Raw genomic sequence first — 26894 nt, 5'->3', positions numbered from 1 at the left:
CACAAAGTTAGTTTTGTACTTGTGAGAAGGAGTGAAGAAATCTATGATGGCCGCAAGCCACTATTTTCTACAGCCAAAAAGAACCAATACATATGCTAGACGATATAACAACCACTATAAAAGCCCAACTATATGAGCGTGTAACCAGCCCACTCTTAGGATCATTTCTTATCTCATGGTGCTTGATAAACTACAAACTAATATTAATACTATTCTCATCTCTTTCAGCACCAGAAAAGATAACTTATATAGAGTTCAATCTTTTCTCCTCAGTTCAGGACTACATGCTGAAAGGGGTATTTTTCCCTCTTATAGCGACCCTTGCGATAATTTTAGTTTACCCCTATCCAGCAGCTAAAATTTACGAAATATCCCGAAACAATAGAAAAAAACTAAAAGAAATCCAACAAAAGATTGACGATGAAACACCAATCACCCGAGATGAAGCAAGAAAGATCAGAAAAGCCGCTGTCCAAATACAAATCGACTTTGAAGAGCAAACAAAAAGAAAAGATAGCGAAATAGAATTTTTGAAATCATCCGTCCTTCAGCTGACAGAAGAATCGAAAACAGTTATACCCCGCGAAAAAGACTTAACAGCAAGAATACTTGAGCTCGAGACCATGAGTGCGCTTCAGCGCAGTGATATCACACAGCTAACTAGCGCAAACGAAAAATATAAGGAGTACATCGACACAACACTCCGCTTTACCCCCCAAAATAACTACGGCTCACCCGACAAAAAAACACATGCTAGTTCAGAAAGCACGAACACCAAAAACAATAAAACCAACAGCGCCCCACATGAAACATTAATTCTAAAAATAAAAGAATACCTAAAAGATACAAACATATTCCAAAACCAAGATACCAAAATTAAAGCGATTAATAATCAGATAATTCTAGAGTATCCGCACCAAGGAATGATTGAATCTTATAAACTCGGAGAAATGGACCCCGCAAACTTCGCAAAGTCCTTGATGGAGATGATGGATAATGCGAAGTCAGTTTGGAACAATCGGGTTCGATAAACGCTTTGCAGCCATAACTTACACCTACAGTACCTAATACACATGCGAGATGCCTGCGGAAGTTTGACGAATTGAGCAGGCGTAAGCTCGTGGAAACAATAGATATAGTCGACCTAAACAGAGAGACAGTCTGCAAGCACAAGCTGCACTCCGTATTTCTGAACACCAAGAGCGGCCAGCCATACGTCAGCAAATTTGTCGTGGGAGATAGGCTTTTCAAAGCACACTTGAAAGCTAATGGCGTTCGGGAGTAGATGGGCCACACCAGCGCGAACATGATCCGACAGCACTACGGCATGTGGATCAACGAGGACGGCCCGGACGTCATCGGTATGCTGCAGCACGCCTTGGGCATTCAGCCTCCAGGTGGAGACGACGCTCCGTAAACAGGGCTTCGGAAGCGGGCAACCCAGCAGCCCATATTCCCATGGATGTTCCCATGTGGGCCTTTTTTGCCCCCCTAAAAACACAAAACCCCTGAAAACTTTAACGTTTTCAGGGGTTTAGTCGTTTCAAATTTGGCGGTGAAGGAGAGATTCGAACTCTCGATACAGTTTCCTGTATACACACTTTCCAGGCGTGCTCCTTAAGCCACTCGGACACTTCACCGTATCTCTTCAAACATGTTCTGTCTGTCGAGGCGCGCTAATGTAGTCGAAAGCTTTTCTGATGGCAAACTTTTTTTCAGAATTTTCATGCGGTTAAGACAAAAAGGTGTTTCGCCCCACCTTGGGCAATGGCAAACCGGCCAATCTCTGGTGACGGCCGCCCTTCTATATAGAAGCAGAACGGTGTGCTACGCCGGGCGCAGCCGGAAACGGTGACCGGCGAGTCAGTCACAGTGCTTTACCTGGCCTACGGCGGTGGGTAACGTCTGTCCATCTTTCTTACAAGGAATAGCGTCATGAGTGAGTTGATTGCCTACCACCTCGAAGACGGTATCGCGACCCTGACCTTGAACAACGGCAAGGTCAATGCCATTTCCCCGGACGTGATTGCGGCGTTCAACGCGGCGCTGGATCAGGCGAAGACTGATCGTGCCATCGTGATCATTACCGGTCAGCCGGGGATTCTGTCGGGCGGCTATGACTTGAAGGTGATGACCGCCGGGCCTAAAGAAGCCGTGGCGCTGGTGACTGCGGGTTCGACACTCGCCCGCCGCCTGCTGTCCCACCCGTTTCCGGTGATCGTTGCCTGCCCAGGCCACGCAGTGGCCAAAGGTGCATTCCTGCTGCTGTCCGCCGACTACCGCATCGGTGTCGACGGCCCGTTCAGCATCGGTCTGAACGAAGTGCAAATCGGCATGACCATGCACCACGCCGGCATCGAGCTGGCGCGTGATCGTCTGCGTCGTTCGGCGTTCCACCGTTCGGTGATCAACGGCGAGATGTTTGATCCGAAAAGCGCGGTGGATGCCGGTTTCCTCGACAAGGTGGTGGCTGCCGAAGAGCTGCAAGGCGCAGCCCTGGCAGCGGCGCGTCAGTTGAAGAAGATCAACATGAACGCGCACAAGAACACCAAGCTCAAAGTGCGCAAGGCGCTGCTCGAAGCCCTCGACAACGCGATCATCCAGGATCAGGAACATCTGGGCTAAGCCCGCGCTCCCGAGCCGAAGAAAAGCTCGACCGTCGTGTCGGGCTTTTTCTTGCGCGTTCGGTTGATCATCCGCCGACAGCTCTAGGACGCGTCTGACGATCAACTTGGAAACATGCGCTTAAACATCGCCTATCTCCTGACTCTATAGCAGCAATTGCCGAAAACAGTGCACATCCGTACACTGCGCCACCTTTTGTCCCGGTGGGGCCTGAAAATGCTGTTTGTGTTTCGTATGTTATTGATGGGCCTGCACTTTATTCTGGCCGGCGTGTTGGGGGTGATCCTCGGGCTGTGCCGGCCGTTCAATCCGGACAACAGCCGACTGTGCGCCCGCCTCTACGCGCTTCCGGCCATGTGCATTCTGCGCTTGCGGGTAAAAGCCGACGTCGGCCCGTTGATGAACAAGCCAGACAGTTGCGTGATTGTCGCCAACCATCAGTCCAACTACGACCTGTTCGTGTTCGGCAACGTGGTGCCCCGGCGGACCGTGTGCATCGGCAAGAAAAGCCTGAAATGGGTGCCGCTGTTCGGGCAACTGTTCTGGCTCGCGGGCAACGTGTTGATCGATCGCGGGAACGCGCACAAGGCGCGCAAGTCGATGCTCACCACCACCCACACCTTGCAGCACGAAGACACGTCGATCTGGGTATTCCCGGAAGGCACGCGCAACCTCGGTGAAGAACTGCTGCCGTTCAAGAAAGGCGCGTTCCAGATGGCGATCGCCGCCGGTGTGCCGATCGTGCCGGTGTGCGTCAGCAGCTACATCAAGCACATGCGCCTGAACCGCTGGCGCAGCGGGAAAATTCTCATACGCTCGCTGCCGGCGATTCCTACAGCCGGGCTGACCATGGATGACATGCCCATGCTCATGTCCCAATGCCGCGAGCAGATGCGCGAATGCATCGCCGCGATGGATCAGCAGCTGCAGGCTGCGTAAAAAAACCCGCCTTGTGCGGGTTTTCTTTTGCCGGGTGAACTGTACAGATTTCACTGACTCTCAAGCAGCGACACAGCTAAGCTGAAGCCTTGTATTCCCTGCCATCTGCCAAGAAGAAGTGAACCACTACCATGGGTCGAGTTGTTGCTGCTGCGGTTTACAGCGCCGATAAGAAAGTCACCAATATCACGCTTGACGAAGGTGCCGCCTGGGCCGCAAAAACCGGACATTTTGTCTGGATCGGCCTGGAAGAGCCGGACGCTCAGGAGCTGGCCAATCTGCAGCGCCAGTTCAACCTGCACGAACTGGCCATTGAAGACGCCCTGGAAAAACACAGCCGGCCGAAGCTGGAAACCTTTGGTGACGCCTTGTTTATCGTCACCTACTCGCCGATCCGCGAACATGGGATCTTGCAGTTCATCGAAACACACATCTTCGCCGGCAAGGGCTACATCATCACCGCCCGCAACGGCCACTCGGCGTCCTACGCGCATGTCCGCCAACGTTGTGAGGCGCGGCCGCTGTTGCTGGAGCACGGCGAAGATTTCGTCCTGTATGCGCTGCTGGATTTCGTCATCGAAAACTACCAGCCGGTGGGCGAAGCGATTCATGCCGAGATCGATGAACTGGAGCGCAACGTGCTGTGCAGTGCGTTGAACGAGCATGACATTCAGAAACTTCACGGTCTGCGCCGCGACGTGTTGCGCCTGCGCCGCTATGCAGCGCCGATGGTGGAGATTGGCGAGGAGCTGCAGAAGCTGAGCTTCCCGTTCATCGACAAGAACATGCGCCCGTACTTCCGCGATGTGCAGATCCATGTCACGCGGCAGATGGAAGACCTGACCACCCTGGCCGACATCGCCAGCCAGACCATCGAAATCGGTGTGCTGCTCGAGGCGTCACGGCAGAGCGTGGTGCAACGCAAGTTTGCCGCGTGGGCGGCGATTCTGGCGTTCCCGACGGCGGTGGCGGGGATTTACGGGATGAACTTCCAGAACATGCCGGAGCTGAGCTGGCACTACGGCTATTTCGCCGTGTTGGGGTTTATTACGGTGGGGTGTGTGAGTTTGTGGGCGAGTTTCAAGAGGTCGGGGTGGTTGTAGGGAAGCAAAAGCAAAAGATCGCAGCCTGCGGCAGCTCCTACAGGGTGTAACCACCCCGATGTAGGAACTGCCGCAGGCTGCGATCTTTTGATCTGCTATCAAGCAGCCTCAGGCTTGTGCGCCACAAAGCGCATCATCCACTCTGCCACCGTGGTGCCATGGTGCTCCTGCTCGAGGCTGGCCACGCCTTTCGAGTAGATCTGCGAACCCAGCGCTTCCTGGCGCAGATCCAGCAGCGCCCGCGAATAGTCGTGAATGAATTCCGGGTGCCCCTGGAAGCACAGCACCTGATCGTTGATGTGGTACGCGGCAAACGGGCAGAAATCGCTGGAAGCGATGACCGTGGCGTTTTCCGGCAGCGCAGTGACCTGATCCTGGTGGCTGATCAGCAGCGTCAGCTCTTCTCGCACCGGGCTCATCCACGGCGCCTTGGCCGCCAGTTTGTAGTTGTGGGTGCCGACGCCCCAGCCTTGGCTGGCGCGCTCGCTCTTGCCACCTAGCAGCAGCGCCAGCAATTGATGGCCGAAGCACACGCCGAGCAGCTTGTCGCCACGCTCGTAGCGGGTCAGCAGGTATTGCTTGAGGGTCTGGATCCACGGGTCGGTGCCGAACGAATCGGCCTTGCTGCCGGTGATCAGGTACGCATCGAAGGTCAGGTCGTCGCTGGGGTATTCGCCCTGCATCACGTTGTACACGGTGAACTCGACGGCAATCGGTTGCTGCGAGAACAGGCGCTGAAACATCTGCCCGTAACCCTGATATTGATCGACCAATTCCGGACGCAGGATGTCGGTTTCCAGAATGCAGATGCGTAGCGACATAAAAAATACCTGACACGTGATGGGAATAATGAACACTCCAGAGCCTGCCTTGAAACACCCCGGCAAGGCAAGCCCCGCAGCGTTCAGCCGATCACTTAAAACAGCTCGCCTTTCGCGGTTTTCTCCAGCAGCAGCGCCGGTGGCGCAAAGCGCTCGCCGTACTGGTCGGCCAGATACTGCGCGCGTGCGACAAAGTCCTGCACCCCGTATTGATTGATGAACTGCAACGCGCCGCCGGTCCACGGCGCAAATCCGATGCCGAAGATCGAGCCGACGTTGGCATCCGCCGTCGAAGTCAGCACGCCCTCCTCCACGCAGCGCACGGTTTCCAGGGCCTGCACGAACAGCAGACGATCACGCACATCCTTCGGCGAAATCTGCCCGTCGGCCTTCTCGAAGCGCGTCTTCAACTCCGGCCACAGATGTTTCTGACCACCCGCCGGGTAATCGTAGAAACCACCGCCAGCGGCTTTGCCCGGGCGCTTGTATTCGTTGAGCAGCAAGTCAATCACGGCGAAGGCCGGGTGTTCTATCAGCGGTTTCCCTTCCGCTTGCAGGTCTTTGGCCGTTTGCTGACGGATATGGCTCATCAGGCTGAGGGAAACTTCGTCGGAGATCGCCAGCGGCCCGACCGGCATCCCGGCCTTGCGCGCTTCGGTCTCGATCATCGGCGCGCTCACGCCCTCGCCGAGCATGGCGATGCCTTCATTGGTGAAGGTGCCAAACACCCGCGAGGTAAAGAAGCCGCGACTGTCATTGACCACGATCGGGGTTTTCTTGATTTGCAGGACGAAGTCGAAACCGCGCGCCAGGGTTTCAGCACTGGTCTGCGCACCCTTGATGATTTCCACCAACGGCATTTTGTCCACCGGGCTGAAGAAGTGCAGACCGATGAACTTACTCTGATCGGGTACTGCGGTCGCCAGCCCGGTGATCGGCAAGGTCGAAGTGTTGGAGGCAATCACCGCGTCAGCACCGACAATCTTTTGCGCTGCCGACGAGACATTGGCCTTGAGTTCGCGATCCTCGAACACCGCCTCGATGATCAGATCACAACCCGCCAGATCCGCATCATTTTCAGTGATGTGAATCCGCGCCAGCACCGCTTCGCGCTTTTCGGCCGTCATCTGGCCACGGGCGACTTTCTTGTCCAGCAGCGCCGCCGAATGGGCCCTGCCCTTCTCGGCCGCCGCCAGGTTGATGTCCTTGAGCACCACATCGATGCCAGCCGAGGCACTGACGAAGGCGATCCCGGCGCCCATCATGCCCGCACCGAGCACACCGACCTTGCGCGTGACATACGGCGCAAACCCTTGCGGACGCGAGCCACCGGCATTGATCTCGTTGAGCTGGAACCAGAAGGTGCCGATCAGGTTTTTCGAGATCTGCCCGGTGGTCAGTTCGGTGAAATAGCGGGTTTCGATCAGGTGCGCAGTGTCGAAATCGACCTGTGCGCCCTCCACCGCCGCACACAGAATCTTCTCTGGCGCCGGCAGCGTGCCCTGAGTCTTGCTGCGCAGGATCGACGGCGCTATCGCCAGCATCTGCGCGACTTTCGGATTCGACGGTGTGCCGCCGGGGATCTGATAACCCTTCACGTCCCAACGCTGCACCGCACTCGGGTTGGCGACAATCCAGGCGCGCGCCTTGGCCAGCAACTCGTCACGATCCGCCGCCAGTTCATCGATCAGACCGGCCTGCAATGCCTGTTGCGGGCGCACCTTTTTGCCTTCGAGCAAGTACGGCAAGGCTTTTTCGATGCCGAGCATACGCACCATGCGCACCACCCCGCCGCCGCCCGGCAGCAGGCCCAGCGTCACTTCAGGCAGACCGAGTTGCACCATCGCATCGTCCAGCGCCACCCGGTGATGGCAGGCCAGACAGATTTCCCAGCCACCGCCAAGCGCGGCGCCGTTGATCGCCGCGACCACCGGTTTGCCGAGGGTTTCCAGGGTGCGCAACTGCCCCTTGAGGCTCAGCACCATGTCATAGAACGCTTTGGCCTCGGGTTTGCCGACCTTGATCAGCTCATTGAGGTCGCCGCCGGCAAAGAAGGTTTTCTTCGCCGAGGTGATGATCACCCCGGCGATGCTGTCTTTTTCCGCCACCAGCCGCGCAACGCAGGCGCCCATGGCATCGCGGTACACGGCGTTCATGGTGTTGGCGCTCTGGCCCGGCATGTCGATGGTCAACACGACGATGGCGTCCTGGCCTTTTTCGTAACGAATGGCTTCGCTCATAACAAGGTTTCCTTGAATTCGGGGCTCAGAGGCGTTCGATGATGGTGGCAATGCCCATGCCGCCGCCGACGCACAGCGTCGCCAGGCCGTAGCGCAGGCGCCGGGTTTCCAGTTCATCGAGCAAGGTGCCGAGGATCGCGCAACCGGTCGCGCCCAGCGGGTGGCCCATGGCGATCGAGCCGCCGTTGACGTTGACTTTGTCCGGGTCCACCGCCATGTCCTTGATGAACTTGAGCACCACCGAGGCAAATGCCTCATTGACCTCGAACAGGTCGATGTCTTCCACGCGCAAACCCGCCTTGGCCAAGGCCTTGCGGGTGGCCGGTGCCGGGCCGGTGAGCATGATGGTCGGGTCAGTACTGGTCACCGCCGTGGCGACGATCCGGGCCCGCGGCTGCAGGCCGAGCGCACGGCCCTTGGCTTCGGAGCCGATCAACATCAGCGCCGCACCGTCAACGATCCCGGAGCTGTTGCCCGGCGTATGCACGTGGTTGATCCGCTCGACGTGGCTGTAAACCCGCAGCGCGGTGGCATCAAACCCCATCTGGCCGATCATTTCGAAACTTGGCTTGAGTTTGCCGAGGCCTTCCATCGTCGACTCGGCGCGAATGAATTCGTCGTGATCGAGCAGGATGATGCCGTTCTGATCCTGCACCGGCACCAGCGACTTGTTGAACGAACCGTCAGCCCGCGCCCGTGCGGCTTTTTGCTGCGAGTGCAACGCGTAGGCATCGACATCCTCACGGCTGAAGCCCTCAAGGGTGGCGATCAGGTCCGCACCAACGCCCTGTGGGGTGAAGTGGCTGTGCAGATTGGTTTGCGGATCCAGTGCCCAGGCGCCGCCGTCACTGCCCATCGGCACCCGCGACATCGACTCGACGCCACCGACCACTACCAGATCCTCGAAGCCCGAGCGCACTTTCATCGCGCCGAGGTTGACCGCTTCCAGACCCGAGGCGCAAAAACGGTTGATCTGCACGCCGGCCACGCTAACGTCCCAATCCGCCACCTGCACCGCAGTCTTGGCAATGTCCGAGCCCTGATCGCCAATCGGCGTGACGCAGCCGAGCACGACGTCATCGACCTGGCTGGTGTCCAGCGCAGTGCGGCTTTGCAGCGCGGTCAACAACCCGGCGACCAGATTCACCGGTTTGACGCTGTGCAGCGCGCCATCGGCCTTGCCTTTGCCGCGGGGCGTGCGTAACGCATCGAAAATCAAAGCTTGGGTCATGACGTCCTCGAACCTGTGCGGTGAGTGAATTTCGTAGTGTCACTGTTGTCCCGAGCGCGCATGGATTCAATGACCACAGCGCTCAATGACGTTGACGTGCACGCTCAGACGGACGGTCATCCACCCTCAGGTGAACCGGTTCAGGTCAGCGAGTTGTCTAGCAAGCGGGCGGCGAAGAAGCTGGCAATAAGCCTCATGCCGTTTTTATCGCAAACGGCAGCAAATACATATGAAATGGATCTAAGCCAAGCGTGACGCGGGCTCTAAGGTAGTAAATGTACGTCAAGGGTCGTCGGGTTTTGCCGGGGCCGACGTTCTTCAACAGGAAGTGCAGCGTTTGCCGTCATGGATATGCAGGCAGACATCAGGAAATAACAATAAAGGCGGTCAAGCCATGTTCAAACAACCGAAAGTTCGTCAAGCAGGACTCATTCTTTTCGCCACCACGCTGCTGTTGATTTTGCCCAATCTGACCAAGGTGATTGGCTGACTCAAGCGGCAGGCGTCCGTTATCGCCAGACAAAATGTGACTGGCCCGCTACCCGGGCCAGCGTGGCTGTGCGAACCTTTGCGCACTTCCACGACAGGGACGGCGATCATTTGAAAACGCTCATTGTGTTCTGGGCCTTGCTGCTGAGCATGCCCTTGTCTGCGGCGCAGCTCACGCTGGAGCTGGGCGCGAACAGTCGCACCTGGCAGACCGAAGAGTTGCTCAAGCATCCGCAAGCACAAACTCTGACCATCAAGAACGATGTGTCCTACAAGAAAGACATGACGTATCGAGCCGTGCCCGTGGCGGCGCTGCTCACCGGGATCAAACCGGCCGATCACCTGCAAGCGGTGGCACTGGACGGGTTTGCCGCCGAACTGAACGCTGTACCGCTGCTCAACAGCAAAGGCGCGCAGGCCTGGCTGGCGATCGAGGACCCGGCGCAGCCGTGGCCGCCGCTGTCCGAGGGCAAACACAGCGCCGGGCCGTTCTATCTGGTATGGACCGACCCGCAGGCCGGCAACATCAGCCCTGAGCAATGGCCGTTCCAAGTGGCGAGCATCAAGCGCATGGCGCCGGTGGCCGAGCGCTTCCCGGCGCTGTTACCGGATCCCAAGCTGAAAGCGGATGACCCGGTGAATCAGGGTTTTGCGCTGTTCCAGAAGAACTGCCTGGCCTGCCACCGGTTGAACGGTGCGGGGGATGCGCAGTTCGGGCCGGATCTGAATATTCCGTACAACCCGACTGAGTACTTCGGCGCGGATTTTCTCAAGCGCTACATTCGCGATCCGCAGAGTTTGCGCCAGTGGCCGCAGGCGAAGATGCCGGGGTTTTCGGCAGAGGTGTTGCCGGAGAGGGATTTGCAGTTGTTGATCGGCTATTTGCAACACATGGCTGGGCGCAAGGTTAAGCCCTGATGCAACTCCCCATGTGGGAGCGAGCCTGCTCGCGAAAGCGGAGTTTCAGACACCACATTGCTGACTGATAAACCGCTTTCGCGAGCAGGCTCGCTCCTACAGGGTTTTGTGTGAAGCAAATTACTGTTGTTGCACGGAAATAACCGGCGTCGGCGACACGAACACCTTCGCATGCATCTGCTCACAACCACCGCCCCGTCGCATGCCGCGCACCGGGCAGGCATCCAGATAATCCAGGCCCACCGCCAGTTTCAGATGGCGCTCCGGGCGGGCCAATTGGTTGGTCACATCAAAGCTGTACCAGGCGTCATCCAGCCACGCTTCGGCCCAGGCGTGACTGGCCAGGTGCTCGGCGTCCTCGCTGTACAGATAACCCGACACATAACGCGACGGAATCCCCAGGCTGCGTGCACAAGCGAGAAACGCATGGGTGTGATCCTGACAAACCCCGGCGCGCCCGGCAAAGGCTTCGGCGGCGCTGGTGTCGACTTCAGTCGAACCCGGCGTGTAGCTGATGTGCTGGTTCAAACCATGCATCAGGTCGATCAGCGCAGTGCGATCGCGCCGCTGTTTGCAGGATTTGTCGGCAAACGCCCGTAGCGCTTCGTCGGCCTCGGTCAGCCGGGTGAAACGCAGGAACGGCAGCGCCGACTGGCTCTCATGCTCAGCCTCGCGCAATTCGTCGATATCGACCTGGCCACGGGCGCCGATAATGATCGCTTCGTGCGGCTCGTCCATGGTCAGCACATGCAGGATGTTGCCGAACGGATCGAGCTGGGCGCGCACCGGACGCGGCAGGTCGAGCTGCCAGCTCAACACGTGCTGACGCTCGCTGTCGTGCGGGGTCAGGCGCAGATACTGGATGCTCGCCCGCACCTGATCTTCATAGTGATAGGTGGTCTCGTGGCTAATGGAAAGTCTCATGCAGCCTCCAGGTATGAACTGTGAATCGCGTTGCCCAGCTGGCGCACCAGCGGGATGAATTCGGTGAGCCAGGCGTGCAGGCCTTCGGCGAGAATTTCGTTGATGCCGGTGTAGCGCAGACGCGCGTCCATTTCGGCAGCAAGGCGTTGTGCCGGACGGCCATTGGCGCCGGGCAACTGGGCGAGGATCTGGTCGATTTCCTCGGTGCAGGCGCGCAGCGAGCGCGGCACATCGGCGCGCAACAGCAGCAGCTCGGCGACATGCCGGGCGCCGGGGGCGTCGCGGTAGATCTCGGTGTAGGCCTCGAACGATGACAGCGCTCGCAACAGTGCACTCCACTGGTAATAGGCGTGCGCCGTACCGTCACTGACGGCCTCGGCCTGATCGCCGGCCATTTCATAGCGCGCATCGAGCAGGCGCAGCGTGTTGTCCGCACGCTCGATGAACGTCCCCAGACGAATGAAGCGGAACGCATCGTTGCGCATGATCGTGCCGTAGGACGCGCCACGGAACAGGTGCGAGCGCTCCTTGATCCACTCGCAGAAACGGCTCATGCCGTAACGACTGAGGCCCTGTTCGGCAATGCCGCGAATCTCCAGCCAGGTAGCGTTGATGTTCTCCCACATGTCCGCGGTGATACGCCCGCGCACCGCATGCGCACTGGCTCGCGCTGCGCCGAGGCAGCTGTAGATGCTCGCCGGGTTGGCCGCGTCCAGGGCGAAGAAATGCAACAGGCGTTCGGCATGCAGTTCGCCGTGACGCTCCAGGTAATCGTCGAGGGTGCCGGTGATCAACAGCGGCATCGCCAGTTCGTGCAAACCGTCGCCGCGACCGTCCTGCGGCATCAGCGACAGCGAATAGCTGATATCGAGCATCCGTGCGAGGTTTTCCGCCCGCTCCAGGTAACGCGACATCCAGTACAGATCCGAGGCAGTTCTACTTAACATGGCAAGCTTCCTTCAATCCTCGACCACCCAGGTGTCCTTGGTGCCGCCGCCCTGGGAGGAGTTCACCACCAGGGAGCCTTCACGCAGGGCGACACGGGTCAAACCGCCGGGCACGACTCGGGTTTCGCGGCCAGACAATACAAACGGACGCAAGTCGATATGACGCGGCGCAATGCCGTTTTCGACAAAGGTCGGACAGGTCGACAGCGACAATGTCGGCTGCGCAATGTACGCGTGGGGCTTGGCCTTGATCCGCTCACGGAACGCATCGATCTGCGCCGTGGTTGACGCCGGCCCCACCAGCATTCCGTAACCGCCGGAGCCCTGGGTCTCCTTGACCACCAGATCCGGAAGATTGGCCAGCACGTGGGAAAGTTCCGAGGGGTTGCGGCACTGCCAGGTCGGCACGTTCTTCAGGATCGGTTCTTCATCGAGGTAGAAACGGATCATCTCGGTGACAAACGGGTACACCGATTTGTCATCCGCCACCCCAGTGCCGATGGCATTGGCCAGCACTACATTGCCCGAGCGATAGGACGACAGCAGCCCCGGTACACCGAGCATCGAGTCGGGGTTGAATGCCAGCGGATCGAGGAACGCGTCGTCGAGACGGCGGTAGATCACGTCCACCGCTTTCGGCCCGTCGGTGGTGCGCATGTACACCTTGTCGTCACGCACGAACAGGTCGGCGCCCTCCACCAGTTCAACGCCCATTTCTCGCGCCAGGAAAGCGTGTTCGAAGAACGCACTGTTGAAGCGCCCCGGCGTCAGCACCACCACACTCGGGTCGTCGATCGGGCTGGAGCTCTTCAGGGTGTCGAGCAACAGATTCGGGTAGTGGTCGATGGGCGCGATGCGCTGGGCGGCGAACAGCTCCGGGAACAGGCGCATCATCATTTTGCGGTCTTCGAGCATGTAGCTGACGCCGCTCGGCGTGCGCAGGTTATCTTCGAGCACGTAATAAGTACCGTCGCCATCGCGCACCAGATCGACGCCGGAGATGTGCGAATAGATGTCGCGGTGCAGATCCAGGCCCTGCATCGCCAACTGGTACTGCTCGTTGGCCAGCACCTGTTCGGCGGGGATGATCCCGGCCTTGATGATGCGCTGCTCGTGATAGAGGTCGGCGAGGAACATGTTCAACGCCTTGACCCGCTGGATGCAGCCACGCTCGACGATCCGCCACTCGCTGGCGGGAATGCTGCGCGGAATGGTGTCGAACGGAATCAGGCGCTCGGTACCCTGCTCGTCGCCATAGAGCGTGAACGTGATCCCGGCCCGGTGGAACAGCAGATCGGCCTCGCGTCGCCGTTGTGCCAGCAACTCGTCAGGCGTGTCGGCCAGCCAGCGGGCGAACTCCCGGTAATGCGGGCGGACCTGGCCGCCGGCATCGTACATTTCATCAAAATAGGTGCGGATCATGCCGTACTCCTTGTCACCCGGACCTACAGGCCTTCGCAAGGCCCGTGCCATCGGCATAAACGCTTTGATTTCAATCGGTTGGATAATCACGCCGCAAGCACCGCACCATTCCTGTGCGGCAATGGCCCCAACCGGATTGCCCCCGCTTCATTGCGACGCATTGCATCGCCTATCACCAGCATAGTCAGAGTTGATTTCACCGCTCGCACCGAGCTGCGGATAATCGGCGCATTCGCTGAAAACTTCCCCGGTGAAGGTTTCAGCTCCACTGATCCGGACTGCCCGCGCAGTCCCCGCAGGCCGTAACCCTGACCGGTTTCCTCTCCTTATCGGTCTTCCCTTTAGCCACCCTCTCCGGTGGCTTTTTTTTGCCCGGGATTCTTGTTTCAGGGTTTTGCCACGGACTATTCGGCGGCCAGAAACGACAACGGCCAACCCGAAGGTCAGCCGTTGCTCAATACCTGAAACCAGAGATCAGTTCAGACGATGGCGGTTACGCACCTCCTGCTTGACGCCCCAGCCCTCGATGATGCCGCCCAGCGGCTCGACCACGGCAGAGAAGCCCTGCTCGAAATCGCCAATGTCGTCATAGGTTGCGTACATCACTTTGCTCAGTTCCAGCGACCAGGCGCCATCGTCGCGCGCACTGACCTGGGCATTGATGGATTCACCACGAAATTTGCCTGCCGCCCTGCGCGCCCGCTCCTCGTCCGGGAAAATGGCGTAGAACTCGATGGGATGGAACCGGGAAAAGTCGAAACCGCCTTCTTTCATGCGGCGCAGAACATTGCTGCTGATGTCTTCTTGATAGGCTGTGCTCATGAATCGTCCCCCTCGGATAGATGGATAGACTTTCCGTATTCCCGCCCCGGGCCTTACAGGCCAAAGTACTTCGGCAACGTGGTTGCACGCGGGAAACAAGCATGTAGCTGACAAGACCAGACCTTAGCGATTGTTTCGCTGATCTCGCTTGCAGAGTAGCCCCAAGATAGAGCTGCTGCCAAGGCCTGGTGCTTCAAGTGACAGGAAGAATTTCAGATTGGCGTGATACTGCGGATTTCGATGCTGTTCTGGGTTTTCAGGCTTTTCACGCCAGCATCGGTGGTGCGCCCTTCAAGATCGTTCATATCCAGTTCGGCGGCCACCGGCAGGAGCCGTTCCTTGATCAGGCGTGCAGCCTCGTCGTCGCTGGGGCATTCCGCGCGCTCGAACACCTCATCGACAATTTCACCATGATCGTCCACGAAAGTGACTTTCCACTTTTGCATCGGTGCCTCCTCGATCAAACCCGCAAATGGGCTTACTTCTATCTCGACTTTTGGCGAGATTGATCGTTCAAAAGGATTGCAGCAGACGAACATGAAAAAAAATTAACCGATGGGGAAACAGGCTTGTGTGGCGAGGGGATTCATCCCCGATGGGCGCGAAGCGTCCCTGAATTCAGCGAACGCATAGTGTCAGTTCCAACGCGTCTGCCGATTTTACGACTGCTGCGCAGCCGATCGGGGATAAATCCCCTCACCACAGGGGATCTATCACCGATCCGGGAATAGTGCGTCAGTCGTTGCTCGGCTTGTTGATCGCCTGCAACACGTACTGCGGCAGCGCGAATGCGCCGATGTGGATTTCCGGGTTGTAGTAGCGGGTGACGATGCCGCTGCCGATGAAGCGCTGTTGCAGGGTTTCACGGCTCAGTTTGCGGTAGGCCGGGTTGGTCGAGCCCCAGGCGAAGGTCATCGAACCGCCGATGTAGGTCGGCACGGCCGCCTGATAGAAGTGCCAGTCCGGGAACAGGCTGCGCAGGCGACCGGCAGTGGTTTTGACTTCGTCGATCTGCATGAACGGCGTGCCGTTCTGGGTCACGAGGATCCCGCCTTCGTTCAGGCAACGGTGGCACGCCTGATAGAAGTTCTCCGAGAACAGCACTTCGCCCGGGCCGATCGGGTCGGTGGAGTCGGAGATGATCACGTCGAATTTTTCCGTGGTGGTGGCGACGAAACGCATGCCGTCGTCGATCACCAGGTTCAGCCGTGGATCGTCGTAGGCGCCCTTGGAGTGGTTCGGCAGGAATTCCTTGCACATATCGACCACGGTGCCGTCGATCTCGACCATGGTGATGTGCTCGACACTGGCGTGTTTGGTCACTTCGCGCAGCATGCCGCCGTCGCCGCCGCCGATGATCAGCACGCGTTTGGCGGTGCCGTGGGCGAGGATCGGCACGTGGGTGAGCATTTCGTGGTAGATGAATTCATCGGCTTCGGTGGTCTGGATCACGCCGTCCAGCGCCATCACCCGGCCCATGCGCGGGTTCTGGAAAATCACCAGGTGCTGGTGTTCGGTGCGCACTTCGTGCAGCAGTTTTTCCATGCGAAAACGCTGGCCGTAGCCTTCGTAGAGGGTTTCCAGGTACTCGCTGGTTTTGGTGACGGTCATGGTCAAGTGCTCCGATGAATGCGCGGGCGCCAATCGTGGGGGACGATTGCCCGGGAAAGGCGCGCATTCTACGTTGCCGAAGATGACAGGTCGAACCTTCCTCCGACAGAGCACACTCTGGAGGTATCGCAAGACCAATGTGGGAGCGGGCTTGCTCGCGAAAGCGGAGTGTCATTCAACCTGTGTTTCGACTGAACAATCGCCTTCGCGAGCAAGCCCGCTCCCACAGGGGATCAGCGTGTTTTCGGGAAAGCGTCAGACCCGCACATTGCCCCGTGGCCCGGCGATCGCCCAGATGATCAGGCCAAGTACTGGCAGGAGGATGATCAGCAGAACCCAGAGGATTTTCATCCCGGTCTCGGCGCCGCTTTTCAGTACGTTGATGATCGCCCAGATATCGAGGGCGAGAATGATCAGGCCAATCAGACCGTTGAACGTGGAACCCATGGTGTCGCTCCAGAATAGTGGCATGCACTTTTAGGATAGACGGTCGCGCGCAGGGTTCCCTTTTATTGCGTTCAGACGTGAACGGCGACTTTCAGCGCTTCCAGCGAAGGCGCAGCAGCGATGCCGACTTCGGCGCACAGCTCCAGCACCCGTGGCACGTCGTTGCCGTAGACCAGCACCACTTGCAGCTCGTCGTCGAGCAACTGGCTGAAGTTCATCAGCGTGTAACCGCCGTTTTCCTTGTTCAGGCTGCTCATCTGCACCTGGATGCGATTGAGCGCAGTCAGCGCTTCGGTCTTGGCCAGTTGTTTGGGCTTGAGGTTGAAATCGACGCCCGGGCCGAACGAGGCGACGATCTGCGCGAACAGGTCAGCGTAGGTATCAGCCTGGAACAGCACGGTTTCCGGCAGGCTGCCGACCACCACCCACTCGCCCAGCGGGATCGGGAAGGTGTCGTCGTAGTTGATGTCCGGGTTGGCCGCCAGAAAGGCTTCGGCATCGGCATAGGCCTGCGCCGCTTCGTCCGCCACGTTCAGGATCTCGTCCTCGCCCATGCAGCCGGAGCTGATTTTGCTGATGAGTTCAACGAGTGCGGCTTTCATGAGGGCGGATCCTGTGGAAGGTTGAATTTGAGGGCGCGGAGGATAGCGCACAAAGCAAAAGATCGCAGCCTGCGGCAGCTCCTACAAGTTCCGCGCCCATTTGGCGAACGAATGTGAGACCTGTAGGAGCTGCCGCAGGCTGCGATCTTTTGACCTGATCAGGCCAGCAGTTTTTCCAGCTGCGCCGTGGTATCGACCGCGCCCATGGTGCGGGCCGCGTCCAGCGCGGTGACGCCATTGGCATCCTTGGCTTGCGGGTCGGCGCCCTTGCTGATCAGGTAATCAACGATTTCAACACGGTTGAACATCGCCGCCATCATCAGCGCGGTACGGCCGTCGAAGGACGAGCCTTCGATCTCGGCGCCCGCTTCCACCAGCGCCTTGACCACCGCCAGATCGCCCTTGAACGCGGCGCCGGCAATCGGGCTCTGGCCGTTGCCGTTGCGCATTTCCGGGTCGGCCTTGTGCTTGAGCAGCACCTGCACGGCGTCGACGTGGCCATAGTAACTGGCGAGCATCAGCAGGGTGTCGCCCTTGCTGTTTTTCAGGTTCACCGGCAAACCGGCGCTGATCAGCCGATCGAGCATCAGCGCATCACCTTCGCGCGCCTTGTTGAAAACCTGCTCGGTGAATTCGGCAGCTTCTTCAGGGGTCATCTGGCGGCTCTGGTCAGACATAGGGCAACTCCACTTTCGGTTATTCGCAAAGCCGACAGTTTCCCGAGCGCGACGATAGCTGTCACCCCCTTTTTCTCAAGTCGTGCCATAGCCAATCTCAATAGCGATATTTGCCCTGATGAATATCGGCCAGAATTTCGTCCGTCACTTGCACGTAAGTCTGGGTGCCAGGCAGCCACGCGTAAATCGGATCATCACCTGTCTGGCCGGGGTCGAAGCCCTCGTTTTTCAATCGGGTCTTTTGGTATTTGAAAGTCCCGGTGGTTTCCATTTTCACCTTCACCCGCAGGAATAGCGGCACCGCGTAGGCCGGCATGCGCTGGCGGGCGAACGCGAGCAATTCGGCGAAATCCAGGGTCGCCAGTGACTCGGCGGGCGTGATTGCGGCCATACCGGCGCGGCCATTGGTGTTGCGCACCTCCACGCCGTAGGCGACTGCCTCGGAGATAAGCGGATGTTGCAGCAAGAGGTTTTCCACTTCAGTGGTCGAGACATTCTCGCCCTTCCAGCGATAGGTATCGCCGAGGCGATCGACGAACTGCGCATGACCGAAGCCGATATTGCGCAGCAGATCGCCGGTGTTGAAGAAGCGGTCGCCCTTGCTGAACACGTCGTGCAGTACCACCCTGGCGGTTTTCTGCGGGTCGGTATAGCCATCCAGCGGTGCCTTTTCATCAATCCGCGCCAGCAGCAAGCCCTGCTCGCCCTTGCCGACCTTGCGCATGAAACCATCGGCGCTGCGCAACGGCTCACCGCTGTCGTGGTCGTACGCCACCAGCTCCCAGGCCATCAGCGAAAAACCGATGGTGTTGTCGAAGTTGAGAATGTTGCTGAAGCCGATGTTGCCGTCGCTTGCCGCGTACAGCTCACAGATGTGCTCGACGGCAAACCGGGTCTTGAATTCGGCCCAGGCGCCGGGACGCAAGCCGTTGCCGATCATCTTGCGCACCGGGTGACGGCTGTCGTCGGCGCTGGCCGGTTGATCGACCAGATAACGGCACAGCTCGCCGACATAGCCGATGGTGGTCGCGCGATAACGGCGCACGTCATTCCAGAACTGGCTGGCGCTGAACTTGCGACGGATCGCGAACCCGGAGGCGCCGTTGATCGCCGAGCCCCAGCACACGCATAGGCCGGTGGCGTGGTACAGCGGCAAGGTGCAATAGACGACGTCGTCGGGGCTCATGTTCAGGGCGATCATGCCGAAGCTGGCCGAGCTGCGCATCCAGCGGCCGTGCTTGAACACCCCGGCCTTGGGCAGGCCGGTGGTACCCGACGTGTAGATGTAAAAGCACGGATCGTTGAAGAACACTTCGCCGCTGCTGGGCGGGTTTTCAGCGCAAGCGTCGGCACTGGCGCTGATCAGGTTGATGTAGCCCTCGGGCGCAATACCCGGGTGGCTATAGGTGTCACGGTCAGCGATGAACCAGGTGCGCGACGCGGCGATCGACACTTGCTCGCGGATTGCAGAAAACGCTGGCTGCAGTTCCTCGCCAAGCACAATCGCCACCGGCGCCACCAGGTTCACGCTGTGGATCAGCGTGTCGCGGGTCTGCGAAGTATTGAGCAGCGCACTGACCGCGCCGAGTTTGGCCAGCGCCAGAATGGTCACCAGCAGCTCGGGACGGTTTTCGATGAACACCGCGACCACATCGCCCTTGCCGATCCCCTGCGCGCTCAGATAGTGGGCGATGCGATTGGCCCACTGGTTGACCTGCGCATAGGTCAGCAAGACGTTGTCCTGCAAGATCGCCTGCCCCTCTGGATTGCGCAGCGTTGCTTGCTCGAAGGTCCAGCCGAGGCCACACGTTTGGGTCGGATCCGTGACGTTGGCGACTTTCATGCCCTTGACCACCCGCGGGATGGCTTTGGCGATCGTCGGCAGTTTGCGGAGCATCATGCTCCAGGTAATCGTGTCGCTCGACGCGTGACGCATGGCAGCTCCCCGGTCGGCCTGGTTGGCCGGTTTTTTTATTGTTCGGGCTGTGGGCATGACCTGCGTTGTGGGCAAGGTCGAGATCGAAAATACGTCAGCGCTTCTCGGCCTGTACACGCGGTTTTTGCAATGTTTTGTATCCGCCCTGTCACGCCTGGCGGCGGTGATTACGACTTTGCCGTTTGGTTCCGTTCAACTCATGAGAATCCCGCAAAATGCAGGATGCACGATGGCCATTCATGCAGATTGCACGAGCCATGCAAATTTCACGATTTTTAACTTATTGATTTATATACGTTTTTATTTTTCGGTGTGCTGGCACAATCGCTGCAACCTCCTCTGCATGCTTGCCATTCAAGTGCATACGGAGCTGAAAGACATGAGCCTGATCCAAGAAAAATTTACCTCGCTGTTCTCCAACTTCAACGTCACCACTGCGCCACGTCCCGATGGCGGGATTCTGCTGACGCTGCGCAGCAGTGAAGGCAAAGTGTTCAAGCGCGCCCTGACGTATCAGCAAATGCACAACGCCGACCAACTGTCGTGGGCGATCAGCGCGATCCGTCGTGACCTGGCGGAAGAAGCCAGTGAGCTGCCGCAGATTGCGATGCTGCAAAGCCAGCAGCGCTTTGCCCTGCCGACGTATCACTCGCTGTAATTTGATTCGAGGTTTTAAACAGCCTTAAACAAAAACAGGCCGGGCAGTTTTCACTGTCCGGCCTGTTTTTTTGGCTGATGCAAAACTCCGTGTGGGAGCGGGCTTGCTCGCGAAAGCGGCGTGTCAGTCAAAAATATTTGGCTGACACACCGCTTTCGCGAGCAAGCCCGCTCCCACATTGGATTGAGGGTGGTTAGAAGGCTTCGGGTTCGATGCCGGTGAAGCTGTCGACGGTGATATGGCTTCCCAGCTCCCCACCCTCGCGCGCCAGGCCGCAGGTCTGCAGGCCTGCCGATTGAGCGGCATCCAGCTCCTCAACAATGTCGGACAGAAACAGAATGTCCTGCGGCTCGACACCAATCGCCTGTTGAATGTTGGTGTAAGACTGCGCCTCACGCTTGGGCCCCGACGTGGTATCGAAATACCCGCTGAACAGCGGTGTCAGATCTCCCGCCTCGGAGCAGCCAAAGATCAGCTTCTGCGCCTGGATCGAACCCGACGAATACACAAACAGTTGATAACCGGCCTGATGCCAGCGCTTGAGCGCTTCAACGGCATCCGGGTACACGTGGCCCTTCAACTGCCCGGCGTGATAACCCTGCGCCCAGACCATGCCTTGCAAGGCTTTGAGCGGCGTGGCTTTGCGATCTTCCTCGATCCAGCTCAAGAGAATTTCAACAACCCGTTCAACATCGGCCTGCGGTGCATTGCTGTCGCGGCGCACGGCGTCGAGTTGCTCAGCCACATCGGCACGTTCGGCGTTCTGTCGCACGAAGTCCGGCAGGTGTTTGGCCGCATACGGGAACAGCACATCAAAAACGAAACTCACCGCGCTGGTGGTGCCTTCAATGTCAGTGACAATGGCTTTGATCGGCATCGGCTCAGTCCTCCAGACGTGGGAAGCGCCCGGCGATGTCTTCGCCGGTGAAATTCGCGACCCAGCCTTCCGGGTTGTTGAACAGGCGAATCGCCACGAAGTGCGGGTGCTCGCCCATGTCGAACCAGTGCTTGGTACCGGCCGGCACCGAGATCAGGTCGTTCTTCTCGCACAACACCGCGTAGACATAATCGTCGATGTGCAGGGTAAACAGGCCACGACCGGCAACGAAAAAGCGCACTTCGTCTTCGCCATGGCGGTGTTCTTCAAGGAACTTGGCGCGCAGTTCGGCTTTTTGCGGGTGGTCGCTGTTGAGGCTGATCACATCGACGGTGATGTAACCGCGCTCGGTCATCAGTTTGTCGATCTGCTCCTGATAGGCGCTGATCACCTCCTCCTGGCTGGCGCCGGGCTGGATCTTCGCGGCGGCTTGCCAGCGGTCGAAGCGCACGCCCTGCTCGGCGAGCGTCGAGGCGATGTCTTCGAAATGGGTCAGCACCTTGTTCGGAATCTCGGGGCTGGATACGTGATAGACGGACAGGCTGCTCATGGGCAATTCCTCGGTATCGGCCTTGCCGTCCGGCTCTTGCAGACCGGTCGGGCAGTGCATTTGATCAGGCAAATGGGCGGCTTCTGGTGAAGTCAGCCTTGGCGGTTCATGACGCTGCGGGTTTTCAACTCGCATTCAAACAGAAATTCGAAGGCCTCGATCTGCCGCAGGGCATCGCTCATCTGCGCGCCCCAGGTGTAGAGGCCGTGGCCGCGAATCAGATAACCGACGCAATCGGGATGGGCGTCGAGCCAAGGCTGCACCTTGGCGGCGAGGCGCGCAATGTCCTGGTCGTTGTCGAAGATCGGCACGCGCACCCGCGATTCATGGGTGGAGATGCCGCTGAAGGCTTTTTGCAGTTCGTAGTCTTCGAACTCGATAAAGTCTTGCGGCGTCAGGCGCGACAGCACCGTGGCGTTCACCGAGTGGGTGTGCAGCACCGCACCGATCTCCGCGCGCCAGCTGTAGAGCTGGGTGTGCAGCAGGGTTTCGGCCGAGGGCTTTTTGCCCGGTTCCAGGCTGTTGCCGGACAAATCCGTGGCGAGCACGTCGTCCAGGCCCAACTGGCCCTTATGCTTGCCGGACACGGTCAGCAGCGCTTCGCTCGGCGACAGACGCGTCGAGTAATTGCTGCTGGTGGCCGGCGACCAGCCGCGACCATAAAGGAAACGCCCGGCGTCGACGATCTGCTGGGCGAGCTGTTCACGCGTAAGGCTCATGGCCTGTCCTCTTGCATACGTGTGGCAATGATAACGGCAGCAGCGAGCGCCGCGAGACTGGCAATACTAAAGGTCAATGTGGCGCCGAGGGCATTCCAGCTGTAACCGGAATACAACGCGCCGAGCGCGCCGCCAGTACCGGCCAGCGCGGCGTACAGCGCCTGGCCCTGACCTTGCTGACGCGCACCGAAACTACGTTGCACGAAGGCGATGGCAGCCGCATGAAAGCTGCCGAAGGTCGCCGCGTGCAGCACCTGGGCCAACAACAGTACCCAGAGGAATTCGGCGAACGAACCTAGCAGCAACCAGCGCAGCGCCGCCAGCAGAAAACTCGCCATCAGCACCCGACGCAAGGAAAAGCGCACGAGAATCCGGCTCATCGCCATGAACATCAGCACCTCGGCGACCACGCCCACGGCCCAGAGCATGCCGATTGTGCCGCGTGTGTAACCGAGGCGTTCAAGGTGCAAGGTCAGAAAGGTGTAATACGGGCCGTGGCTCATCTGCATCAGCGCGACACAGGCGTAAAACGCCAGCACACCGGGGCTGCGCAGCTGCTTGAGAAAGCCCTCCCCGCTCGGCCGATTACCTTGCGGTGGCTGCGCGTTCGGCACCCACAGGCTGCTGAGGACGATGCCGGCCATGATCAGCACCAGCGCCGCCGGGTAGATGTCGAGGCTCAGCCATTCGAACAAACGGCCCAGCGCGACCACGGTGATGATGAAACCGATCGAGCCCCACAGGCGAATCTGGCTGTAGCGCGCGGTTTGCCCCTGCAAGTGCGCGAGGGTGATGACTTCGAACTGCGGCAGCACCGCGTGCCAGAAGAACGCGTGCAACGCCATGACCATCGCCAGCCAGGCGTAGGTCTTGCTGACGAAAATCAGCGAGAACGTCAGCAGCGTACACACCGCACCGAAGCGCACGATGGCCAGGCGTTTGCCGGTGTAGTCGCCGAGCCAGCCCCAGATGTTCGGCGCCACACAGCGCATCAGCATCGGGATCGCCACCAGCTCGCCGATGCGCGCAGGGCTGAAGCCGAGATGATCGAAGTACAGCGCCAGAAACGGCGCTGTCGAGCCGAGCAAGGCGAAATAGAACAGATAGAAACTGGACAGCCGCCAGTACGGGAGCGCCGCCACGGTCAGACCGCGACGGCTTGGCGATCAACCATCAAAGCTGACCCAGCACCGGGGTGCTGACGCGCACGTCGGCGTTCTGCCCACGATGACGCAGCAGGTGATCCATCAGCACGATGGCCATCATCGCTTCGGCAATCGGCGTGGCGCGGATGCCGACGCACGGGTCGTGACGGCCCTTGGTGATCACATCTACCGGGTTGCCGTGGATGTCGATCGAACGGCCCGGGGTGGTGATGCTCGACGTTGGCTTCAGTGCCAGATGCGCGACGATCGGCTGACCGGACGAGATGCCGCCGAGGATGCCGCCAGCGTTGTTGCTGAGGAAACCTTGCGGGGTCAGTTCATCGCGATGCTCGGTGCCGCGCTGAGCGACGCAGGCGAAACCGGCGCCGATTTCCACGCCTTTCACCGCGTTGATGCTCATCAGCGCATGCGCCAGTTCAGCGTCGAGGCGGTCGAAAATCGGCTCGCCGAGGCCCGGCATCACGCCTTCGGCGACTACGGTGATCTTCGCCCCGACCGAGTCCTGATCGCGGCGCAACTGGTCCATGTAGGCTTCCAGTTCCGGGACCTTGTCCGGATCCGGGCTGAAGAACGCGTTCTGTTCCACCGAATCCCAGGTCTTGAACGGGATTTCGATCGGGCCGAGCTGGCTCATGTAGCCACGGATGACGATGCCCTGGCTGGCCAGATACTTTTTGGCAATCGCACCTGCCGCCACACGCATCGCGGTTTCCCGCGCCGAGCTGCGACCGCCACCACGGTAGTCGCGCTCGCCGTATTTGTGGTGGTAGGTGTAGTCGGCGTGCGCCGGGCGGAACAGATCCTTGATCGCCGAGTAGTCCTTGGACTTCTGGTCGGTGTTGCGGATCAGCAGGCCGATCGAGCAACCGGTGGTGCGGCCCTCGAACACGCCGGAAAGGATTTCGACTTCATCGGCTTCCTGACGCTGGGTGGTGTGGCGGCTGGTGCCTGGCTTGCGCCGATCGAGGTCGCGCTGCAGGTCTTCGAGGGAGATCTCCAGGCCCGGCGGGCAGCCGTCGACAATGGCGACCAACGCCGGACCATGGCTCTCGCCAGCGGTGGTGACAGTGAACAACTTGCCGTAGGTATTGCCGGACATGCAGGACGCTCCGTGAAATCAAACCCGAATTCGTGATGCGCGCCAGTATACGCAGGCTAACCGAGTAGTTCATCCTCGAACCTTAGTGGTGTTGGTGAGTCCAACCGGCACCTTGGCGAATGATGGCGTGATGATGCTGCGAGTTCTGATCTTGAGTCTTACCCTGTTTACCGGTTTTGCCCACGCGACTGTCCTGCAGCGCCCGATCTCTCTGGATACCGGGAGCGGTGAACTTTTCGGCTCGCTGTTGCTGCCAAAATCCGACAACCCAGTGCCGGTTGTCCTAATCCTTGCCGGCTCCGGTCCTACAGATCGTGACGGCAATAATCCCGATGGCGGGCGCAATGACAGCCTCAAGCGGCTGGCCTGGGTGCTGGCCAAACACAACATCGCCAGCGTGCGCTATGACAAGCGCGGGGTGGCTGCGAGCCGGCCGGCCACACCTGACGAGCGCAATCTGTCGGTGGAAGGCTACGTCGACGACGCCGTGGCGTGGAGCCAGAAGCTGAAAAACGATCCGCGCTTCGGCCCGTTGATTCTGCTCGGTCACAGCGAAGGTGCACTGATTGCCACCCTCGCCGCCCCGCGTGCCGACGCCGCTGCGCTGATTTCGCTGTCCGGCAGCGCCCGCCCGGTGGATCAGGTAATCCGCGAACAACTGGCCCGTAGCCTGCCGCCACCGTTGATGCTGCGCAGCAACCAGATTCTCGACAGCCTCAAGGCCGGTCACACCGATGCCGACGTGCCGGCGCCGTTGCAACCGATCTTCCGCCCGAGCGTGCAGCCGTATCTGATTTCGCTTTTCCGCCAGGACCCGGCCAAGGCTTTTGCGCAACTGAAGATGCCGGCGCTGATCGTCCAGGGCAGCAACGACATGCAGGTCGGCGTCGGCGATGCGCAGGCGCTGAAAGCCGCCAAACCCGACGCCGAACTGGTGGTGATCGAAGGCATGAACCACGTCATGCGCATCGTCCCCGCCGATGTGAAGCGGCAATTGGCCTCGTACAAGGACCCCAATTTGCCACTGGCGGCGGAACTGGGCGGCAAACTCATCGAATTTATTGACGGCATTCGCAACCGTTAACCGTAGTTTGCCCTCCAGTCCTGCAAAAAACGGCCGATAAGCCTTTGTCGCCAGCGTATCGGCTGGCGACAAGCAGGGCTTGGACAGGATCTCGCCGTTATGACTGATACCCCGACTTCACCCGACACCACCGCTGAAAAAGACGCACCGCCAGCGGTCGAGCTGCCATGGGCGGACGTCAGCGTCGAGCACCACAAGATGCTCCGCCTGGCCCCACTGCAGACTGACCGTCACACCGGTGGCCGGCCGTTGCGCTTTGTCGAGTTCGGCTACGCCGAGCGCAACAGCAAAGAACACAGCCTGATGCGCATGGCGATCAAACTGCCCGGTCAGCGCGTGCGTAAAGAGCAGAACCATCTGGATGTGTGGGTCAATCACACCAGCAAACGTGTGCACTTCGGCCCCGACAGCGGTTTGCAGATCGAACCGTTGAACCGTGGTATCGGTCGTTTCATGGCTGCACAAGGCATCAATTGGGCGAAAAAACGCTGGCCCGCCTACACCGTCGACGGCATGGACTTGAACAACAAGGACGCGCTGAACGAAGACACCCGCCTGCGTCGCGATCACTTCTTGCGCGTGCATGGTTTTGACGTGGTTTACGCCGACGCCCAGCATTTGAAGGGCAGCGTCAAAGAGGTACAGGTCGGTGACCTGTTGGGCGACTGGAACAGCGAGAAGCTGCAGATCGTCGAGATTCTCGAAGCGGCGCAGATGCTGCAACAGGCCGAGCAGAACCTGGCCGAGCAGGAAGTGAAGCTGAAGAAGCAGGAAGAGAAGGTCAGCAAGTTCAAGCGTGAAGACGCTGGTTTGCGCTTCACCATTACCTGTCTGGTGGCGTTTGCGGTGTTTCAGGCGGGGTTGTTGATCTGGATTGCCACACACCGCTGATGGCTTGAGACCGCGGCGCGGCTATTCGCGAGCAGGCTCGCTCCCACCTTGGAATGCACTTCCCTGTGGGAGCGAGCCTGCTCGCGAAGCTTTTAG

26 protein-coding genes, 1 tRNA gene and 1 pseudogene are annotated in these 26894 nt (G+C 59.3%); 9 read left to right on the top strand and 19 right to left on the bottom strand.

Annotated elements, in window-relative coordinates; translation table 11 throughout:
• The first annotated feature begins 92 nt into the window (after positions 1 to 92).
• Positions 93 to 1031: a hypothetical protein gene (locus ACOYXG_RS08420; RefSeq protein ID WP_247269679.1), complete on the top strand. Its 939-nt coding sequence runs from the start codon at positions 93 to 95 to the stop codon at positions 1029 to 1031.
• A 53-nt stretch (positions 1032 to 1084) separates the two neighbouring features.
• A pseudogene (locus ACOYXG_RS08415) lies at positions 1085 to 1417 on the top strand (site-specific integrase); the annotation flags it as partial.
• Between the two features lie 133 nt (positions 1418 to 1550).
• On the opposite strand, the gene ACOYXG_RS08410 reads toward ACOYXG_RS08415, so the two are convergent.
• Positions 1551 to 1640 (bottom strand) — tRNA-Ser (locus ACOYXG_RS08410).
• 295 nt (positions 1641 to 1935) lie between these two features.
• Between ACOYXG_RS08410 and ACOYXG_RS08405 the strand changes: the two genes are divergently transcribed.
• From ACOYXG_RS08405 to ACOYXG_RS08395, 3 genes are all read left to right on the top strand, one after another.
• The gene (locus ACOYXG_RS08405; protein ID WP_064586733.1) at positions 1936 to 2625 is read left to right on the top strand and encodes a crotonase/enoyl-CoA hydratase family protein; all 690 of its coding nucleotides are present in this window, start codon (positions 1936 to 1938) and stop codon (positions 2623 to 2625) included.
• Positions 2626 to 2841: 216 nt separating this feature from the next.
• On the top strand, positions 2842 to 3564 hold the full coding sequence (locus tag ACOYXG_RS08400; protein WP_047292972.1) for a 1-acylglycerol-3-phosphate O-acyltransferase: 723 nt from the start codon (positions 2842 to 2844) through the stop codon (positions 3562 to 3564).
• A gap of 131 nt (positions 3565 to 3695) precedes the next feature.
• A complete protein-coding gene (locus tag ACOYXG_RS08395; protein WP_460356988.1) occupies positions 3696 to 4667 on the top strand; it encodes a magnesium and cobalt transport protein CorA in 972 nt (323 codons plus the stop codon).
• 98 nt (positions 4668 to 4765) lie between these two features.
• Here ACOYXG_RS08395 and ACOYXG_RS08390 read toward each other — a convergent pair whose 3' ends face one another.
• The 3 genes from ACOYXG_RS08390 to ACOYXG_RS08380 form a co-directional block, all read right to left on the bottom strand.
• Positions 4766 to 5488 (bottom strand): amidotransferase, encoded by a 723-nt coding sequence (locus ACOYXG_RS08390; protein ID WP_460356985.1) that lies wholly within the window; start codon positions 5486 to 5488, stop codon positions 4766 to 4768.
• A 95-nt stretch (positions 5489 to 5583) separates the two neighbouring features.
• The gene (locus tag ACOYXG_RS08385) at positions 5584 to 7728 is read right to left on the bottom strand and encodes a 3-hydroxyacyl-CoA dehydrogenase NAD-binding domain-containing protein (protein WP_460356982.1); all 2145 of its coding nucleotides are present in this window, start codon (positions 7726 to 7728) and stop codon (positions 5584 to 5586) included.
• 25 nt (positions 7729 to 7753) lie between these two features.
• Complete coding sequence (locus ACOYXG_RS08380) at positions 7754 to 8959, bottom strand: acetyl-CoA C-acetyltransferase (RefSeq protein WP_027613317.1); 1206 nt, start codon at positions 8957 to 8959, stop codon at positions 7754 to 7756.
• A 639-nt stretch (positions 8960 to 9598) separates the two neighbouring features.
• On the opposite strand from ACOYXG_RS08380, the gene ACOYXG_RS08375 reads away from it, so the two are divergent.
• A complete protein-coding gene (locus ACOYXG_RS08375) occupies positions 9599 to 10366 on the top strand; it encodes a c-type cytochrome (RefSeq protein ID WP_460358416.1) in 768 nt (255 codons plus the stop codon).
• Positions 10367 to 10486: 120 nt separating this feature from the next.
• Here the strand turns inward: ACOYXG_RS08375 and ACOYXG_RS08370 are convergent, their stop codons facing one another.
• The 10 genes from ACOYXG_RS08370 to ACOYXG_RS08325 form a co-directional block, all read right to left on the bottom strand.
• Positions 10487 to 11290, bottom strand: coding sequence for a transglutaminase family protein (locus ACOYXG_RS08370; RefSeq protein ID WP_027613320.1), 804 nt, complete (start codon positions 11288 to 11290; stop codon positions 10487 to 10489).
• Positions 11287 to 12237 carry an alpha-E domain-containing protein gene (locus tag ACOYXG_RS08365; RefSeq protein ID WP_027613321.1) on the bottom strand — a complete coding sequence of 317 codons (951 nt, stop codon included), beginning with the start codon at positions 12235 to 12237 and terminating at the stop codon, positions 11287 to 11289. The genes ACOYXG_RS08370 and ACOYXG_RS08365 overlap by 4 nt, the downstream gene beginning before the upstream one ends.
• 12 nt (positions 12238 to 12249) lie before the next feature.
• Positions 12250 to 13659: a circularly permuted type 2 ATP-grasp protein gene (locus ACOYXG_RS08360; protein ID WP_027613322.1), complete on the bottom strand. Its 1410-nt coding sequence runs from the start codon at positions 13657 to 13659 to the stop codon at positions 12250 to 12252.
• A 474-nt stretch (positions 13660 to 14133) separates the two neighbouring features.
• A complete protein-coding gene (locus ACOYXG_RS08355) occupies positions 14134 to 14481 on the bottom strand; it encodes a ribonuclease E inhibitor RraB (protein WP_007960698.1) in 348 nt (115 codons plus the stop codon).
• 212 nt (positions 14482 to 14693) lie between these two features.
• Positions 14694 to 14927, bottom strand: coding sequence for a hypothetical protein (locus ACOYXG_RS08350; protein WP_027613323.1), 234 nt, complete (start codon positions 14925 to 14927; stop codon positions 14694 to 14696).
• A 289-nt stretch (positions 14928 to 15216) separates the two neighbouring features.
• On the bottom strand, positions 15217 to 16092 hold the full coding sequence (gene speE / locus ACOYXG_RS08345) for a polyamine aminopropyltransferase (protein ID WP_041068886.1): 876 nt from the start codon (positions 16090 to 16092) through the stop codon (positions 15217 to 15219).
• A gap of 255 nt (positions 16093 to 16347) precedes the next feature.
• Positions 16348 to 16539, bottom strand: a complete 192-nt coding sequence (locus tag ACOYXG_RS08340; RefSeq protein WP_007960694.1) for a PLDc N-terminal domain-containing protein — start codon at positions 16537 to 16539, stop codon at positions 16348 to 16350.
• Between the two features lie 71 nt (positions 16540 to 16610).
• The gene (locus tag ACOYXG_RS08335) at positions 16611 to 17141 is read right to left on the bottom strand and encodes a hypothetical protein (RefSeq protein WP_330207806.1); all 531 of its coding nucleotides are present in this window, start codon (positions 17139 to 17141) and stop codon (positions 16611 to 16613) included.
• A gap of 158 nt (positions 17142 to 17299) precedes the next feature.
• On the bottom strand, positions 17300 to 17818 hold the full coding sequence (locus ACOYXG_RS08330) for an ankyrin repeat domain-containing protein (protein WP_027613325.1): 519 nt from the start codon (positions 17816 to 17818) through the stop codon (positions 17300 to 17302).
• A 97-nt stretch (positions 17819 to 17915) separates the two neighbouring features.
• Positions 17916 to 19754: a long-chain-acyl-CoA synthetase gene (locus ACOYXG_RS08325; protein WP_460356973.1), complete on the bottom strand. Its 1839-nt coding sequence runs from the start codon at positions 19752 to 19754 to the stop codon at positions 17916 to 17918.
• A gap of 379 nt (positions 19755 to 20133) precedes the next feature.
• On the opposite strand from ACOYXG_RS08325, the gene ACOYXG_RS08320 reads away from it, so the two are divergent.
• On the top strand, positions 20134 to 20412 hold the full coding sequence (locus tag ACOYXG_RS08320; protein WP_027613327.1) for a DUF3509 domain-containing protein: 279 nt from the start codon (positions 20134 to 20136) through the stop codon (positions 20410 to 20412).
• A gap of 193 nt (positions 20413 to 20605) precedes the next feature.
• Here ACOYXG_RS08320 and mtnC read toward each other — a convergent pair whose 3' ends face one another.
• The 5 genes from mtnC to aroC form a co-directional block, all read right to left on the bottom strand.
• Positions 20606 to 21289, bottom strand: a complete 684-nt coding sequence (mtnC, locus tag ACOYXG_RS08315) for an acireductone synthase (protein WP_027613328.1) — start codon at positions 21287 to 21289, stop codon at positions 20606 to 20608.
• A 4-nt stretch (positions 21290 to 21293) separates the two neighbouring features.
• Positions 21294 to 21839, bottom strand: a complete 546-nt coding sequence (locus ACOYXG_RS08310; protein ID WP_027613329.1) for a 1,2-dihydroxy-3-keto-5-methylthiopentene dioxygenase — start codon at positions 21837 to 21839, stop codon at positions 21294 to 21296.
• A 92-nt stretch (positions 21840 to 21931) separates the two neighbouring features.
• Positions 21932 to 22558, bottom strand: coding sequence for a methylthioribulose 1-phosphate dehydratase (locus tag ACOYXG_RS08305; RefSeq protein ID WP_041068872.1), 627 nt, complete (start codon positions 22556 to 22558; stop codon positions 21932 to 21934).
• Positions 22555 to 23700, bottom strand: coding sequence for an MFS transporter (locus ACOYXG_RS08300; protein ID WP_086794744.1), 1146 nt, complete (start codon positions 23698 to 23700; stop codon positions 22555 to 22557). The genes ACOYXG_RS08305 and ACOYXG_RS08300 overlap by 4 nt, the downstream gene beginning before the upstream one ends.
• Positions 23701 to 23731: 31 nt before the next feature.
• On the bottom strand, positions 23732 to 24823 hold the full coding sequence (gene aroC, locus ACOYXG_RS08295) for a chorismate synthase (RefSeq protein ID WP_027613332.1): 1092 nt from the start codon (positions 24821 to 24823) through the stop codon (positions 23732 to 23734).
• Positions 24824 to 24953: 130 nt separating this feature from the next.
• Here aroC and ACOYXG_RS08290 point away from each other — a divergent pair, with 130 nt between their 5' ends.
• A complete protein-coding gene (locus ACOYXG_RS08290) occupies positions 24954 to 25907 on the top strand; it encodes an alpha/beta hydrolase (RefSeq protein ID WP_414888137.1) in 954 nt (317 codons plus the stop codon).
• Positions 25908 to 26006: 99 nt separating this feature from the next.
• Positions 26007 to 26798 carry a hypothetical protein gene (locus ACOYXG_RS08285; protein ID WP_183782106.1) on the top strand — a complete coding sequence of 264 codons (792 nt, stop codon included), beginning with the start codon at positions 26007 to 26009 and terminating at the stop codon, positions 26796 to 26798.
• Positions 26799 to 26894: the final 96 nt, after the last annotated feature.

It is taken from the genome of Pseudomonas sp. G3-39 (assembly GCF_054790485.1).
This window is presented reverse-complemented; position numbering and strand designations above follow the sequence as displayed.